The 13988-nt window shown below is 70.7% G+C and carries 13 protein-coding genes; 1 reads left to right on the forward strand and 12 read right to left on the reverse strand.

Going from position 1 to position 13988, the window contains the following annotated elements:
- The first annotated feature begins 563 nt into the window (after nt 1–563).
- Nucleotides 564–1040: a hypothetical protein gene (locus MFF64_RS33805; protein ID WP_099900875.1), complete on the forward strand. Its 477-nt coding sequence runs from the start codon at nt 564–566 to the stop codon at nt 1038–1040.
- Here MFF64_RS33805 and MFF64_RS38255 read toward each other — a convergent pair.
- From MFF64_RS38255 to MFF64_RS33865, 12 genes are all read right to left on the reverse strand, one after another.
- A complete protein-coding gene (locus tag MFF64_RS38255) occupies nt 1008–1190 on the reverse strand; it encodes an IS3 family transposase (protein WP_099900877.1) in 183 nt (60 codons plus the stop codon). The genes MFF64_RS33805 and MFF64_RS38255 overlap by 33 nt on opposite strands.
- A gap of 33 nt (nt 1191–1223) precedes the next feature.
- Complete coding sequence (locus tag MFF64_RS33810; protein ID WP_438823120.1) at nt 1224–2360, reverse strand: gamma-glutamyltransferase; 1137 nt, start codon at nt 2358–2360, stop codon at nt 1224–1226.
- Between the two features lie 44 nt (nt 2361–2404).
- Nucleotides 2405–3388 carry an NAD(P)H-quinone oxidoreductase gene (locus MFF64_RS33820; protein WP_238193535.1) on the reverse strand — a complete coding sequence of 328 codons (984 nt, stop codon included), beginning with the start codon at nt 3386–3388 and terminating at the stop codon, nt 2405–2407.
- Between the two features lie 59 nt (nt 3389–3447).
- Nucleotides 3448–4380, reverse strand: a complete 933-nt coding sequence (locus tag MFF64_RS33825) for an MBL fold metallo-hydrolase (RefSeq protein ID WP_238193536.1) — start codon at nt 4378–4380, stop codon at nt 3448–3450.
- Nucleotides 4377–5936 (reverse strand): class I adenylate-forming enzyme family protein, encoded by a 1560-nt coding sequence (locus MFF64_RS33830; RefSeq protein ID WP_238193537.1) that lies wholly within the window; start codon nt 5934–5936, stop codon nt 4377–4379. The genes MFF64_RS33825 and MFF64_RS33830 overlap by 4 nt, the downstream gene beginning before the upstream one ends.
- Before the next feature lie 13 nt (nt 5937–5949).
- A complete protein-coding gene (locus MFF64_RS33835; protein ID WP_238193538.1) occupies nt 5950–7173 on the reverse strand; it encodes an NADH:flavin oxidoreductase/NADH oxidase in 1224 nt (407 codons plus the stop codon).
- On the reverse strand, nt 7170–8546 hold the full coding sequence (locus MFF64_RS33840) for an MmgE/PrpD family protein (protein WP_238193539.1): 1377 nt from the start codon (nt 8544–8546) through the stop codon (nt 7170–7172). Before MFF64_RS33840 ends, MFF64_RS33835 begins: the two co-directional genes overlap by 4 nt.
- Before the next feature lie 28 nt (nt 8547–8574).
- Nucleotides 8575–9330 carry an aspartate/glutamate racemase family protein gene (locus tag MFF64_RS33845; RefSeq protein WP_238193540.1) on the reverse strand — a complete coding sequence of 252 codons (756 nt, stop codon included), beginning with the start codon at nt 9328–9330 and terminating at the stop codon, nt 8575–8577.
- Between the two features lie 25 nt (nt 9331–9355).
- Nucleotides 9356–10564: an NADH:flavin oxidoreductase/NADH oxidase gene (locus MFF64_RS33850; protein WP_099901066.1), complete on the reverse strand. Its 1209-nt coding sequence runs from the start codon at nt 10562–10564 to the stop codon at nt 9356–9358.
- A gap of 89 nt (nt 10565–10653) precedes the next feature.
- A complete protein-coding gene (locus MFF64_RS33855; protein WP_238193541.1) occupies nt 10654–11706 on the reverse strand; it encodes a LacI family DNA-binding transcriptional regulator in 1053 nt (350 codons plus the stop codon).
- The gene (locus tag MFF64_RS33860; RefSeq protein ID WP_238193542.1) at nt 11706–12590 is read right to left on the reverse strand and encodes an MBL fold metallo-hydrolase; all 885 of its coding nucleotides are present in this window, start codon (nt 12588–12590) and stop codon (nt 11706–11708) included. Before MFF64_RS33860 ends, MFF64_RS33855 begins: the two co-directional genes overlap by 1 nt.
- Before the next feature lie 42 nt (nt 12591–12632).
- Complete coding sequence (locus MFF64_RS33865; protein WP_238193543.1) at nt 12633–13988, reverse strand: MmgE/PrpD family protein; 1356 nt, start codon at nt 13986–13988, stop codon at nt 12633–12635.

Consider the following 13988-nt stretch of genomic DNA (forward strand, 5'->3'; position numbering starts at 1 on the left):
CGATCCTGGCCAGTGTCGGACGCTCCTGCACACAGATCTCTAACTCAGACCACTAGCCACGGTCCATTAGGGCGGAGCCTCATTGGAACGCCTAGCCGCACCGGCTCACTTGGGTTGGTTTACATGCTCGCGGTTCAGGTTGGATAGTTGGGCCATAATTACTGAACCACCTCGAGGGCTGTCCAATGGAGGCATGCGGATGAAGACCAGTACTGCCGGTTCGCTATGGGTGCGCCTTTAACGAACCGGTCCTGACAGCCGCTCCCGAGGGTTTCCCGGACATTTGTGCTCCTGACACGGTTCTTGGCACTCGCCGGCACGGCGTGCTCTTGCGTCAGGGGCATTAGCTGACGGAGCTACCCTGGCCAGGAGGAATAGGTCCTTTTCCAGACAGGTTGTTTTAGGCTCTGCCGAGCAGGGCGTGTCTCAACGAGCGTTGACGTCCATGCGTGCCCAGCAGCTTCCGTCCGCTGCTCCGGTCAAGTAGACTGCCAAGCTGAAACAGCTTCGAAGACGGGGCGCCCCTTGCTGTTTTCGATCGGAACTGCTCACGCCCGGCTCACATGCTGAGAACAACCAGGGCCGCTCAACTCGGCTTCCTGGTCGTCGTTCTGACCGCGAAGAATGGCTTGGCGAGGCCCCCCTCGAACTCCGCTAACTGGCCTGAGGCAACGATCGAGCCGCTGGAGCGCGTCGGGGCGATGTTCTCAGAAGGGCTACGGGGTCGGCTGACGCGGATCAGCGCAACCAGTGTCGACCTCGACGCTGTCGGCTCGGCGCTCACCGCCACCGGCTGGTCTCCGGCGAGGCTTCTGGCCGGAGTCGTTGCTGTCGTGGTCGCGAGCCTCGCGGCTCACGTGGTGGCAGCCCGCAGTGTTGGAGCGGTGATCGACCGGCGTGACAGATGGATCACCTGCTCTCTTCTCACGGCCGCCTTCGCATTGGGAGCGGGCCTCATCGCAGCTTCCTTCGTCTCCGGCGAAGCCGAGTATCAGCCGGGCGACACGCTAGCGGCTATGGGCCTGGCCCTCGTCGCGTAACTCCGCCTGCACGCGCGGTGAGCCGTAGGTCTGACGCGAGCCCAGGTGGATCGTGCGGATACACCGGAGCAGCGCCTCGTCCGCCTGAGCCCGCGCCGAGAGGGGCCGGACGACCCAGGCGTAGTACCCAGCCTCCGAGACGCCCAGCACGCGCGCTCCGCCGCCAGGGCGCCACCGGACGGGTCAGGCCGACGGAGCGTCCCGGCGCGGGTCAGGCCAGAACGAGGTGCCGGCGCGGGCAAGCCCGCCGCCGAGCCCCGCCGGCGCGCCGTCGGCCCGCCAGCAGGCCGCTCCAGTCATCGTGCCGTCGGGCTCGAGGCCGATCGCGCGCATCCCGCCGCCGACATGCGCCACTGGCCGCACCGGGTGACCGCGAGCGGCAAGCGCCGCGCGCACGGTCTCCGGAATGCCGGCCTCGATCTCCGCCTCCTCGCCCCAGGTGAAGATGCGGGTCGCCTCGACGGCCTCCTGCAGGGACATGCCGTGGTCGACGAGGTTGAGGACGGCCTGGAGGGCGCCGGAGGGGATCCGGTGCGCGTCGGGCAGCCCGAGCGCGAAGACCGGCCGGCCCGCGCGGCACCCGATGAGGGCCGAGATGCCGCTCGTGATCCGCTTGCCGGGCGCCAAGGACAGGGCGTGGCCCGGATGCGGATCGAACAGGTACATATAGTTGTTCGGCACGATCCCGGTCCCGGGGATCATGATCTTGGCGCCGAACAGGCTGTTGATCGTCTGGGTCGAGGTGACGATGGTGCCGTCCGCATCCGCCACGGTGACGTGGGTGGTGTTCGCGGACTCGTTCGTGCCGACGCCGGGCGCGTAGCGGCCGGACCGCTCCGGGTCGATCTCCGGGCGGCGCCGGGCGGCGTAGTCCTTCGCGGTCAGCCGGGCCACCGGCACGTCGACGAAGGCGGGATCGGCGGTGGCAGCGCGCCGTTCGACGGCGGTGATCTTCAGCACCTCGAGCAGGAGGTGGAGCGTGTCCGGCGTGCCGAAGCCCATCGCGGCGAGATCGTAGGCCTCGAGGAGGTTCAGCATCTGCACGATGTGGACCCCGCCCGAGGCCGGCGGCGCCGGACCGATGATCTCGACGCCCTGGATGGTGCGGGCGTGGTGGAGGAGGGCCGTGCCGGCCTCGGTCAGGTCGATGCCCTTGGAGTGGCGCACCAGAAGTTCGGCGCCGAGCATCGCCTCGAGTTCCGAGATGCGCCGGCTGATGGCGGAGGCCGCGATATGCGCGCGCTCGGACGCCGCCGCGATGCTCTGCTCCTCGACGACGGCGATGAACAGTTCGAGAGTGAAGAGGTCGTAGCGGTGCATAGGCCGTCTGTTGGCGATCCCAGCCGTCACCATACCGGAATGTCTCAGATCCTGAGCACGATCTTCCCGAAGTTATCCGCATTCTCGAGCATGCGGTGAGCCTCCGCGGCCTGGCCGAAGGGAAGTACGGCGTGGATCGCCGGGGTGATGCGGCCGTCGGTCAGCTCCGGCAGCCAGCGCCGGCGGAAGCGCTCGACAACGGCCGCCTTCTCGGCGACCGAATGCGGCCGAAGCGTGAAGCCGCGAAGCTGCAGCATCTTGAGGAGCACCGCGGCGACATCCATCTGGCAGGAACCGGAGCTCAGCAGCCCGACGAAGGCGAGCCGGCCGCGCCAGCGCAGGAGCGAGACGTGGCGGGCGAGATAGGCGGACCCGACGAAATCTTCCACCACATCGACGCCGTCGGGGTGGATCTCACGGAGCGCGTCCGCGAAATCTACCTCACGGTAATTGACGACGTGCGGGATCCCCCAGTCGCGCAGGCGACGCGCTTTGTCCTCGCGTCCGACGGTCGCCACGATCTCCGCGCCGATGCTCTTCGCCATGAGGATCGCCGTGCTGCCGACGGCGCTGCCGCCGGCATGGATCAGCACTCGTTCCCCCGGGGCGAGGCGGGACAGCTCGAACAGGGTTTCGTGCGCTGTGCAGAAGGTCTCGATGACGGAGGCCGCCCGCACGTCGTCCCAATCGGCCGGCACGGCGACGACGTGGCGGTGATCGGCCACGGCGTATTCTGCGTATCCGCCGCCGGACAGGAGCGCGGCGACCCGCGTCCCGGGGACGATCCCGTCGACCTCGGCCCCCACCTCCACGACCGTGCCGCCGCACTCAACGCCAAGCACGGGGTTCGTTCCGGGCGGAAGGGGGTAATGCCCGGCGCGCTGCATCGCGTCGAGGCGGTTGACGCCGACGGCACCGACCCGGATCAGCACCTCGCAGGGCGCGGGACGGGGTCGTTCGGCCTGCTCGAAGCGCAAAGACTTCGGACCGCCGGGCTCGGGGGCGTGGCAGATGCTCATGGTCGGCATGGGTTCGTCCTCGACACTGCCCTCAGCCTCGATGGAAGTCCGGTTCTCGAGGTGCCCCGTCAGCGGTCGACGGGCCCGCTCCGACCGGGATGCGGTGCGTGAAACCACTGCTCCTGGACGAACCGGAACGCGCCGACATGGCCCGGCCGGATGCGGGCGAAGCCGGGAAAGTGGATGTGCATGCCGGCCACCAGGAGATCCTCCTCGACGCAGCGCCGGAGGATGCGCCGCCGAGCGACCGCGCCCGCCGCGCTGTCGGTGTCGAAGATCATGCCGACACCCGGATCGCCGAGCTGGACCTCCGGGACGTGCACGGTGTCGCCCCAGACGATCATCGCCTCGCCGCGCGATCGGAGGATGTAGCAGGTGTGCCCCGGCGTGTGCCCGGTCGAGGGCACCGCCGTGATGCCGGGCAGCGCCTCGTGCTCGTGCGAGAACCGGCGGACCGCGCCGTCGAGGTAGGGACCGAGCTGGATCCGCCCCGCATCGAAGTAGACCCGCTTCTGGCGCTCGGTTGCCCCCGCCTTCGCCGCATCGTCGAACCAGTGGGCGATCTCCGCCTCGTGGACGTGCACCAGCGCGTTCGGGAACAGCTTGCGCCCGGTTGCGGGATCCGTGAGGCCGTTCGAGTGATCGGGATGGACGTGGGTCAGCAGCACGTCGGTGATCGCGCCGGGGGCGATCCCGAGCCCGTGAAGGAGGCCGGGCAGGTGGCCGCAGGTCGGCCCCATGATGTCGCCCGATCCGCAATCGACCAGGATGGTGCGGATGCCGTCGCGGATCAGAAAGGCGTTGATCGAGACGACGGGAGGCACCGTCCTCCCGTCCTCCCGCAGGAATCGCGCGAGCTTGGCGTGATCGCCGTCGCGCATGATCTCCAGCGTGTCGTAGGCGACGTAGCCGTCGCACAAGGCGGTCACGAGAACGTCGCCCACCGGGCGATGGTAGATCGCCGGCACTTGGGAGAAGGGGATCCGCGAGAAGGAGGTCATGTCGCGTCGTCTCCCGGCTTTGCGACGAGAGCGGGCTTCGTGACGAGGGCAGGCTTGGGCGTCTCGACGAGGTCGTGGGTCTCCAGTAGGCAGCGGCGGAGCTGCGTTCGCGCGATCTTGCCGATCGCGTTGCGGGGCAACTCCTCGACGGCGGCGAACAGGCGCGGCCGCTTGTAGGGCGTCATCGCGTCGAGGGCCGGGCCGAGGCGCGCGCGCCAATCCTCGGGCGGCCGTTGCGCGACGAGCGTGACGATTTCGCCCCAATAGTCGGACGGAGTGCCGAGGACGACGAGTTCCGTCTCCGGGAGGAACGGGGCGAGGGCGCGTTCGACCTCGTCGGGCGAGACCTTGTAGCCGCCGCTCTTCATCATGTCGGACTGCCGCGCGACGAGGAAGAGACGCCCGCGCGCGTCCACGAACCCGATGTCGCCGGTGTCGTGGAACTCGCCGCCGGCCCGCAGCCTCCGGCCGTCGCGCATCATGTAGCCGGTCGAGAGGTGCGGGCTCATCAGGTGGATCGCCCCGGTCTCACCGCGCGGTAGGCGGAGGCCCGCCTCGTCGCGGATCTCGATCTGGACGCCCGTCGTGGGCCAGCCGACGCACAATCCCTCCGCGGGCAGCTCGGCGTAGGCCGCGGCGGTCTCGGGCGGATCGAGGACCGTGATCGGGTTGAAGATCTCGCTCTTGCCGTAGGTCACGCGGACGATGTCGCCGAAGCGCTCGACGGCGCCGCGGTAGACGAGCGGCGTCAGGGGCGCCGTGCCGGTCAGGACCGTGCGCAGCCTCGGGACGAGGTCGCGATGCTCCGGGCGGGGCCAGGCATCGAGGAGCTTGGCGAGCACCGTCGGCGGGGCGAAGGCCTCGGTGATCTCGCCGGAGGCCAGGAGCGGCAGCACCAAAGCCGGCTCGACGCCGCGCATGAGATGCACGCTCGCCCCCTGCGCGAGGTAGGCGAAGGTGAGCAGCGAGCTGCCATGCGAGAACGGCGTCATGAGCAGGACGCGACTTCCCCCGTCCGGCGCGAAGGGCAGGGAGGCGCGCAGCATCAGGGTGCCGGTCCACCGGCCGCGATGCGTGTGGATCGCACCCTTGGCCGGGCCCGTCGTGCCGCTGGTGAAGACGATCCGGCTCGGGGCGTCCGGATCGACGTCCGGCCAGCCCTCCGGCACGAAGGGGTACGCCTCGATCCCCCGGACATCCTCGCAGGGCACGCCGAGATCGGCCGGGAGCTCGTCCGCACCGTCCATCAGGATCAGCCCGGCCCCCGCGCAGGCGAGGGCGTGCGCGATCTCGTGTGGGCTCAGGAGCGGGTTGACGGGTACCTCCGCCGCACCCGCGAGCGAGACGGCGTAGCTCGCCGATGCGGCGAGCGCCGAGTTGTGGAAGATCGTCGCCACGAAGGCGCCCGGGCCGAGGCCGCGGGCCGCGAGGCGGCGCGCGATGCCCGCCGCGACGTCGAGCACCTCCGCGATCCGGTGCGGCCCCTGCGCATCGACGATCCCGATCCGGTCGCCGTAGCGCTGATAGGTCGTCGCGAGCTCGGTCCCCCAGTTCATCCCGTGCCCTCCCTCATTCCGCGGCGTCGGCGAAGCGTTCCGGCCCGAGCGGATCCTCGCCGTTCGCGTCGAGCGCGCGGGCCCACTTGTCGAGCCACCAGCCGTAGGGCTCGGGCCAGGACGCGAAGTCCCGCTCCACGCCCATCTCCCAGGCGGCGTGGTGGGCCCAGAACGGGTCGAAGAGCATCTGGCGCCCGATGCAGACGAGATCCGACCGCCCCTCCCGGAGGATCCGCTCGGCATGGGCCGGGGTGCGAATCATGCCGACGGCGGCCGTGGGAATCCCCGCCTCCCGCCGCAGCCGGTCGGACAGCGCGACCTGGTAGCCGGGGCCCCGCGCCAGGTTCGAGTTCGTCGCGCCGGCCCGCATGTTGCCGCCCGACGAGCAGTCGATGAGGTCGACGCCCGCATCCTTCAGCTCCCGCGCCAGGACGACGCTGTCCGCCTCGGTCCAGCCGCCCTCCATCCAGTCCGTTACCGAGAGGCGCGCGAAGAGGGGCATCGACTCGGGCAGCATGGCACGCAGGCGCCGCACGACGGTGAGCGGCAGCCGCATCCGGTTCTCGAGCGAACCGCCCCAGCGGTCGGTGCGATGGTTCGCGATCGGCGAGAGGAAGCTCTGCAGGAGGTAGCCGTGGGCGAGATGCAGCTCGAGGAGGTCGAAACCGGCGAGGACTGCGCGACGCGCGCCGGCGACGTAGGCCTCGATCACGCCCTCGATCTGCGCCTCGCTCATCGCGACCGGGACCTGCCAGCCGTCCGAGAGCGGCACCGCCGAGGCGCCCATGGGATAGAGCGGCTCGCTCCCGGCGGCGAGGTCGCGCTCGCCGATCGGGCCGTTCCCCTCGTGCGCGCGTTGCTGGCCGCCCTTGCGGCCCCCGTGGCTGATCTGGATCGCCGTCCTGGCGCCGTAGCGCTTCATCTCGCCAACGAGCGCCGCCATCGGGGCGATCTGGCTGTCGGCCCAGAGACCCGGATCGCCGTTGCTGACCCGACCGGCCCGCGTGACGAAGGTCTGCTCCATGATCACGAGGCCGGCGCCGCCCATCGCCATGCGCTGGTAATGAGCGAACTGGAACGGCGTCAGCCGGCCGTCCTCGGCCGCATAGGTGCCCATCGGCGAGACGACGATCCGGTTCTTGAGCGTCACGCCGCGGATCGTGAACGGCTGGAACAGGAGAGGCCGGCCCTCATGCCCGCCCTCATGCCCGCCCTCGGTGGTCGGGGGCGCCGTCATCGCGCGAGCGCCAGGATGTCGTGGAGCACGGTGCCGAGCGGGAGGCTGCCGGCACCGTCGAGCCCGTCGAACAACCGTTCCCCGAGGGCACGGGCGGCGCCCGGGGCCGCGCCGAGACGTGTCAGGCGCTGGTCGAAAACCGCGAGGGTGCGGTCGCGGGTCAGGAAGATCAGCTCCCGCGGCATCTGCGAGGAATGGGCCTCGCGGCGGGAGCCGTCCCTCATCCGGATGGTGATGCGGGAATCGAGCGCACCGCCCTCCGCGTCCGGCACCACGGTAGTCCGGCGCACGAGATCGAGGATCGTCGGATCGTTTCGCAGGCTGTTCCCCATCTCGTAGGTAATGTCCCCGCGCGAGAGCATCGCCGAGACGGCGAAGGCGGTGCTGGCCTGAGTCTGCACCAGCCGCTCGTACGGACCCTTGAAGTTCGTTCCGGGATAGACCGTGTAGGGCTCCCAGAGCGTGACCTCGATCGTCTCGACCGCGGCGGGGTCGAGGCCTTCGCCGTGGAGCTTCTGCGCCGCTATCGCGGCCGGCATGTTGTCGCCGAGCGTTGCGTAGGGCTTGCACATGATGCCGCGCATCGCCGCCGGATCGGGCGGCGTCGCCCAGACGTCCGGCGCCTGCTCCATGCCGGCGACGGTCGCGAGGAAGCCCTTCGGGCCGTCGAGGGCCCCCGGGGCGCCGGAGACGCCGGCCGCGGCGAGGCAGGCCGCGATCAGCCCGCCTTGCGCCGCCCGACCGTTCTGGACGCGCCACTCGTCCGCGCCGGCCCGCACGGGCTCGAGGGTACCCCCGGTGGTGGATGCCGCGATCGAGACCGCGGAGGCGGCGCGCTCCGGGTCGAGGCCGAGCATGACGGCGGCGCCCGCCGCCGCGGCGATCGTGCCGAAGGTCGGGCTGGTCCGGAAGCCGCGCGCGATCAGCCGTCGCGCCACGACCTCGTCGCGGCCGAGCCAGTTGATTGTGCTGTAGCCGGCGACGAGGGCGCGCAGCGTGGCCTCGAGGCTCGCCCCGTCCCGTTCGGCCAAGGCGACGGCCGCCGGTGGTACGAGGGAGCCCGGATGCGTCCAGGAATCGTGGTCGGTGTCGTCCTGGAAATGCGCGTGCGCCGCGACCCCGTTGGCGAAGGCGGCCTCGGAAGGGGCGAGGCGAACCCCGAACGCCCAGGACCGCGCCGTGCCGTCGCTGTCGGCGGCGAGCGTCCGCGACAGGGCGATCGCCGCGCGGGTCGTCGGCTCGTCGCGCGCCGAGAGCGAAAGGCCGAGCGTGTCGATGAGGCACATCAGCGCCTTCTCGCGGATGTCCGGCTCGAGCGTGCGCGAGGCGAAGTGTCCGAGGTAATCCCCGAGGATGCGTCCGGCAGGCGTCATGTCAGTGTCTCTCTCCTCGTGCCGGGCATCAGCCGCGGCTGTAGGCCCAGGCGCGACTGACGGAGAGCCCGAGTCCCCGGCGCAGCCGCACGAGGGACAAGGCCTGGCTCCAGGCGGCGGCGAACACGTCCAGCACCACGGCCCCGTCGATCCGGCGCAGGCCCTGCTTGGCGAAGATCTCGGCCATCACGCCCTCGGCCGGCACGATGACCTCGGCCCCTTCGGCGATCAGCGCGCGCGCGGTCCGCGTGAAGGCCTCGATCAGGGCGAATGGGTCGTCGCGGGCCTCGATGAGGGCGTACTCGTCCATGCCCGGGTCGAGCGCGGTGATAGCCTGGACCCGGGCCTCGAGATGGTGCTTGGCCACCGAGAGCTTCGTCATGTAGGCGACGTTCGGGGCGTTGGAGATCAGTGCGATCCGCGTGCCGAGCGAGCAGCCGACGAGGAGCGACGCCTCGGTCAGGGAGACGACCGGGATGTCGACCGCACTGCGCATCTCGCGCAGGTAGGGCTCGCTGAACGATCCGATCACAAAGGCGTCGTAGCCCTGGCGCTCCGCCTCCACCGCCTGCTCGACAATCGGTCCGAGCACGCGGTGGTAGAGGTAGGCGTTGCCGAGCGCGTCGCTCGGGCTCAAGTCGCCGTAGGTTCCCTGAGGGAGACCCTGCACGTGGATCTCGGCCTCCGTGCCGAGGAACGCGCGGGCATGGGCCTCGATACCCTGCTTGTAGGCCGCGATGCGGCTCAACTCGTTCACGGATTGGTGCCAGATGCGCGTGGGCATGGTGCTCTCCCGTTCCCCCTGATGCTCAGGCCGCGGAGCTCTCGCGGGGGGGTTGCGTCGACGACGGCGCGAAGACCTCGGGACCCATCGGCCGCTCGCCGTTGGCGGAGAGCGCGCGGCCCCATTTCTCCAGCCACCAGCCGTATTGCGGCGGCCAGTCGGAAAAGCCGTCGTTGACGCCGAGCGTCTCGGCCGCGTGGTGGGCCCAGAACGGATCGAACAGCGCCTGGCGGGCGATGCAGATCAGATCGGCCCGGCCCTCCCGGAGAATCCGCTCGGCGAAATCCGGGGTGCGGATCATGCCGACCGCCGCGGTGGGGATGCCCGCCTCCGCGCGGATGCGCTCGGCGAAGGGAACCTGGTATCCCGGCCCCCGCCCCAGGCTCGAGTTGGTCGCGCCGACGCGCAGATTACCCCCCGACGAGCAATCCACGAGGTCGATGCCGGCCTCCGCGAGAGCGCGGGCGAGGACGAGGCTGTCGTCCATCGTCCAGCCGCCCTCGATCCAGTCGGTAGCGGAGATGCGCGCAAAGAGCGGCATCGAGGGCGGCACGACCTCGCGGACGGCGCGCACCACCTCCAGCGGGAACCGCATCCGGTTCTCGAGGCTGCCGCCGTACTCGTCGTCCCGCTGGTTGGCGAGCGGGGACAGGAAGTTCTGCAGCAGGTAGCCGTGCGCCATGTGGATCTCGACGAGATCGAAGCCCGCCAGGACCGCGCGCCGTGCCGCCGCCGCGAAGGCGTCGCGCAGGCCCTCGAGCTGGCCTGCGGTGATCGCCTCCGGCGTCCGCCAGCCCTCCCCGAGCGGCAGGGCCGAGGGCGCGAGCGGCACCCACTCCTCCTCGCCCATGGCGAGGTCGCGGTCGGTCAGCGGGCCGTTGCCCCGGAACGCGCGCTGCATCGACGACTTGCGGCCGCCGTGGTTGAGCTGGATGCCGGCCTTGGCCCCGTAGCTCTTGATGTGGCTCACGAGGGCGCGCATGTCGCCGATCTGGCCGTCCTCCCACAGGCCGGGATCGCCGTTGGTCACCCGCCCGCGCCGCGTGATCGAGGTCTGCTCGATCATCACCAGGCCCGCGCCACCCATGGCGAAGTTGGCGTAGTGAGTGTGATGGAAGGGCTGGAGGCGGCCGTTCTCGGCCGAGTAGGTGCCCATCGGCGAGATGACCACGCGGTTCTTCAGCGTGACGCCGCGCAAGGTGAAGCCGGAGAACAGTTTGACGTCGGAGCCCATGGCGGTTCCCTCCCGGTTGTCGTGTAGGGCCGGACCGGGATCTTCGCGTCCCGTCGGCCGTGTCATCGCGCCCACCGCCCGCAGCGGGCTTACGGGCCTTCGGCCGATCCCGGCCCGCGGGGCGGGGCGCAGGATGCCTGGGGATCGAAGGTCGTCGGGATGAGGACGCGGCGCGGCTCGTCCCGGCGGCCCCGGATGATGTGGTCGAGGAGCAGCGAGGCGGCCGTCGCCCCGACCTCGCTCTGCTCCCACCCGACCACCGCGATCGGCGGCTGGTGCAGGTCGGAGAGGTCGCTCCGCCCCGAGGCGATCACCGAGATGTCGCCCGGGATCGCGAGGCCGTGCGTCCGGATCGCCCGCAGGACGCCCGAGAGCATGTCGATGCCGCCGGCGATGATCGCTGTCGGCCGTCGCGACAGGCTCAGCAGCGCCGAGGTCGCCCGATAGGCGTGGTCGCGCAGGAAGCTCCCGGACACGATGAGATCCGGCAGGGGCGCGATCCCCCGTTCGGCGTGGGCGCCCTCGAAGCCGCGGACCCGGGAGACCGCGGGATGCAGCCCCATCGGGCCGGTCAGGAGCGCGATCCGGCGGTGACCGAGGCCGAGGAGGTGAGACGTCGCAAGCCGGGTTCCGCCCTCGTGGTCGACGTAGACGGCATCGCACCAGGGCGGCTGGTCGCGGTCGATCATGACGAGGGGAACCGGCAGGTCCCGGAGGATCTCCTCCATCTCGCCCTCGATCGGCGTGTAGGGCCCCATCAGGACGCCGTCGACCTGGCCGCTCGAAAAGCTGCGCAGGAGCTTGATCTCGCGCTCGCGCCGGCCCTCCGAGTTCGAGATGAGCAGCGCGTAGCCGGATTCGTTGAGGACGTTCTGCGCCGTCGAGACGAAGCCGCCGAGCTGGGCGATGTTGATCTCGCGCAGGATGCAGCCGACGGTGCGGGTGCGCCCCATCCGCATCGACTTGGCCGCGGCGTTCGGCACGTAGCCCAATTCCGCGATCGCCTCCTCGACCGCCTTGCGGACCGCCGGCTTCACGTCGGACGCGTCGTTCACGACCCGCGACACGGTCCCGGTCGAGACGTTGGCGAGCTTCGCGACTTCGCGGATGGTGGGGGCCCTCGGTGCCTTCTCTCGGGTCATCAGATCTCGAACTGCCACTGCTCGGTTGCGACGCGGTAGCCCGCCCCCTCGCGGACGAGGTAGCCGAGCCCGGGGAAGTGGATGTGCATCCCCGCGACCAGCATGTCCTCGTCGTAGATGCGCTGCAGCAGCGCAGTCCGGTTCGCCGCCGCCATGTCGGGATCGTGATCGAAGCTCATCGAGACCTCGGGGCGCGCGACCTGGATCTCGGGAACATGCGCGAGGTCGCCCCAGACGATCATCCGCCGCCCCTGCGAGCGCAGGACGTAGGTCGAGTGACCCGGCGTGTGGCCGGCGCATTCGATCAGCGTGATGCCAGGCAGGACCTCGTCGCCATCGTCGGCGAGGCGCAGATGCTCCGCGCGATAGGGCCCGACCTGCTCGCGCGTCCAGCCGAAGTAGCGCTCGCGCTGGCGCGCATTCGCGCGCGCCATCGCCTCGTCCGAGAACCAGTGTGCGATCTCCTTGCGGTTGACGATCACGGTCGCGTTCGGGAACAGCCGCCGGCCGCTCGCCGCGTCCGTGAGGCCGCAGGAATGGTCGGGGTGGCAGTGGGTAAGGAGCACGTGCCCGATCTCGGACGGCGCGACGCCGGCCGCCGCGAGGTTTGCGAAGAGCTTGCCCGCCGTCGGCCCGAACTTGTCCTGCGAGCCGCAATCGATCAGCGCCGTGCCGGCCGGTCCCCGCAGCAGGAAGCAGTTCACGGAGATCCGCGGCGGCGACATCCGGTGGTCGCGCGCCATCATCTGTTCGACGTCCTCTCGCGAGAACTCCCGGAAGATGTCGTACCCCATCTCGACGTAGCCGTCGGACAGGGCCGTGACGAGGACGTCGCCGAAGCGGCGGTGGTAGACGCCGGGGATCTGCGTGTCTGGCAGGCTCATCGTGCGCCCTGTTTCGCGACCGTGCAGCACAACGGAAGGGGCCTAGTTCAGCGCGAGGTCGCGAAGGTCGCCGACGGCCTCGATGTCCCAGAGCTTCGCGAACAGGGCCGCGGCGCGCTCCGGCGGCAGCCGGATCTCCGCGCAGTCGCGGAACTTCGCCTCGAGCTCCGCGCGCTCGAGCGGACGCTGCCAGCTGCCGCGCGCATGCTCCACCGGCGCGTGGCGATGCACCGTGCCGTCCCTCAAGGTCACCCAGACGAGGTCGTGCGGTGCCATCGGCATGTCGGTCCCGGCGCTCTCCTCGCTCACCGTGACGTCGACCCGTTCGAGCATCGCCTGGATGTCGGCGCGGCCGACGAAGGCGTCGGTGAGCTCCGAAAGGCCGACCCGCCGCGCCAGGAGCGCGCTCGCCATCGCGAATTCCATCGAGAACTTCGCCTCGAGCCCCGTCCTGGGACGGGTGTTGCGCAGCATCAGGCGCTGGGTGGCGCCGGTATGGACGTGGATGGTCTCGACGGTCTCGGGCCCGAGGTCGTGCGCGCCCGCGAGGTCGATCATTGCGTCGATGGCCCGGTGCGTCGCGTAGCAGGTCGGATAGCGCTTGATGTTGACGCCGAAGCGCTCGACCAGCCACTCCTCGCCGATGCGAAAGGCGGCGGGATCGAGGTGCGGCCCGCCGGACGGCGAGAAGGCTCGCAGGAACCCCGTCCGGTGCTCGAGAGCGTCGAGACTGCCGGTATAGCCGGCGCTCGCGAGCCGCGCGGCCTGGATGCCCGACTGCGCGGTGCGCCCGGCATGCAGCGACTTCGTCATCGAGCCGAAATTTGCCACGAGCCCGGCCGCCAGCGAGGCGGCGATGGCGAGCGCGTGCGCGGTCTCCTCCGGGCCGAGCCGCCGCAGCCGTGCGGCCGCCGCCGCGCAGGCGAGCGTTCCCATCACCGCCGTCGGGTGGAAGCCGCGATCGTGCAGGTGACCGGGCTCGAGTTCGGCGAGATGCGCCCACAGCTCGTAGCCGACGAGGTAGGCGTCGATCGCCGCCTCGCCCGAGGCCGAGAGCGCGTGGGCCTCGGCCAGGATCGCCGGCACGAGGACGGTGCTGGGATGCCCCGCCAGCGCCACGTCGTCGAAGTCGAGGACGTGGGCGGCGACGCCGTTGACGAAGGCGGCCTCCGCCGCGCCGTAGCGCTGCCCGTCCACGGCGACGGGCGCCTCGTTGCTGCCGGGGACGGGCGCGGCGATCGTGGCGGCCAGTCGCACGGCCGGCTCGCCCGCGCCGGCGAGCATCACGCCCACGCAGTCGACGAAGCCGATGCGTGCGGCGTGCCGCGCCCGCGCCGGAACGCGCGCGCCGTCGAAGCGGGCAACGAAATCGGCGGCCTTCAGAGTGATGCTGTCCAT

This window comes from Methylobacterium frigidaeris, from assembly GCF_022179185.1.
Classification (GTDB): domain Bacteria; phylum Pseudomonadota; class Alphaproteobacteria; order Rhizobiales; family Beijerinckiaceae; genus Methylobacterium; species Methylobacterium frigidaeris.

What these genes read in the sequence shown, in the direction of transcription:
- MFF64_RS33805 (WP_099900875.1), top strand. Translation starts at nt 564, where the DNA reads ATGCTGAGAACAACCAGGGCCGCTCAACTCGGCTTCCTGGTCGTCGTT.
- MFF64_RS33810 (WP_438823120.1), bottom strand. Translation starts at nt 2,360, where the DNA reads ATGCACCGCTACGACCTCTTCACTCTCGAACTGTTCATCGCCGTCGTC.
- MFF64_RS33820 (WP_238193535.1), bottom strand. Translation starts at nt 3,388, where the DNA reads ATGCCGACCATGAGCATCTGCCACGCCCCCGAGCCCGGCGGTCCGAAG.
- MFF64_RS33825 (WP_238193536.1), bottom strand. Translation starts at nt 4,380, where the DNA reads ATGACCTCCTTCTCGCGGATCCCCTTCTCCCAAGTGCCGGCGATCTAC.
- MFF64_RS33830 (WP_238193537.1), bottom strand. Translation starts at nt 5,936, where the DNA reads ATGAACTGGGGGACCGAGCTCGCGACGACCTATCAGCGCTACGGCGAC.
- MFF64_RS33835 (WP_238193538.1), bottom strand. Translation starts at nt 7,173, where the DNA reads ATGACGGCGCCCCCGACCACCGAGGGCGGGCATGAGGGCGGGCATGAG.
- MFF64_RS33840 (WP_238193539.1), bottom strand. Translation starts at nt 8,546, where the DNA reads ATGACGCCTGCCGGACGCATCCTCGGGGATTACCTCGGACACTTCGCC.
- MFF64_RS33845 (WP_238193540.1), bottom strand. Translation starts at nt 9,330, where the DNA reads ATGCCCACGCGCATCTGGCACCAATCCGTGAACGAGTTGAGCCGCATC.
- MFF64_RS33850 (WP_099901066.1), bottom strand. Translation starts at nt 10,564, where the DNA reads ATGGGCTCCGACGTCAAACTGTTCTCCGGCTTCACCTTGCGCGGCGTC.
- MFF64_RS33855 (WP_238193541.1), bottom strand. Translation starts at nt 11,706, where the DNA reads ATGACCCGAGAGAAGGCACCGAGGGCCCCCACCATCCGCGAAGTCGCG.
- MFF64_RS33860 (WP_238193542.1), bottom strand. Translation starts at nt 12,590, where the DNA reads ATGAGCCTGCCAGACACGCAGATCCCCGGCGTCTACCACCGCCGCTTC.
- MFF64_RS33865 (WP_238193543.1), bottom strand. Translation starts at nt 13,988, where the DNA reads ATGGACAGCATCACTCTGAAGGCCGCCGATTTCGTTGCCCGCTTCGAC.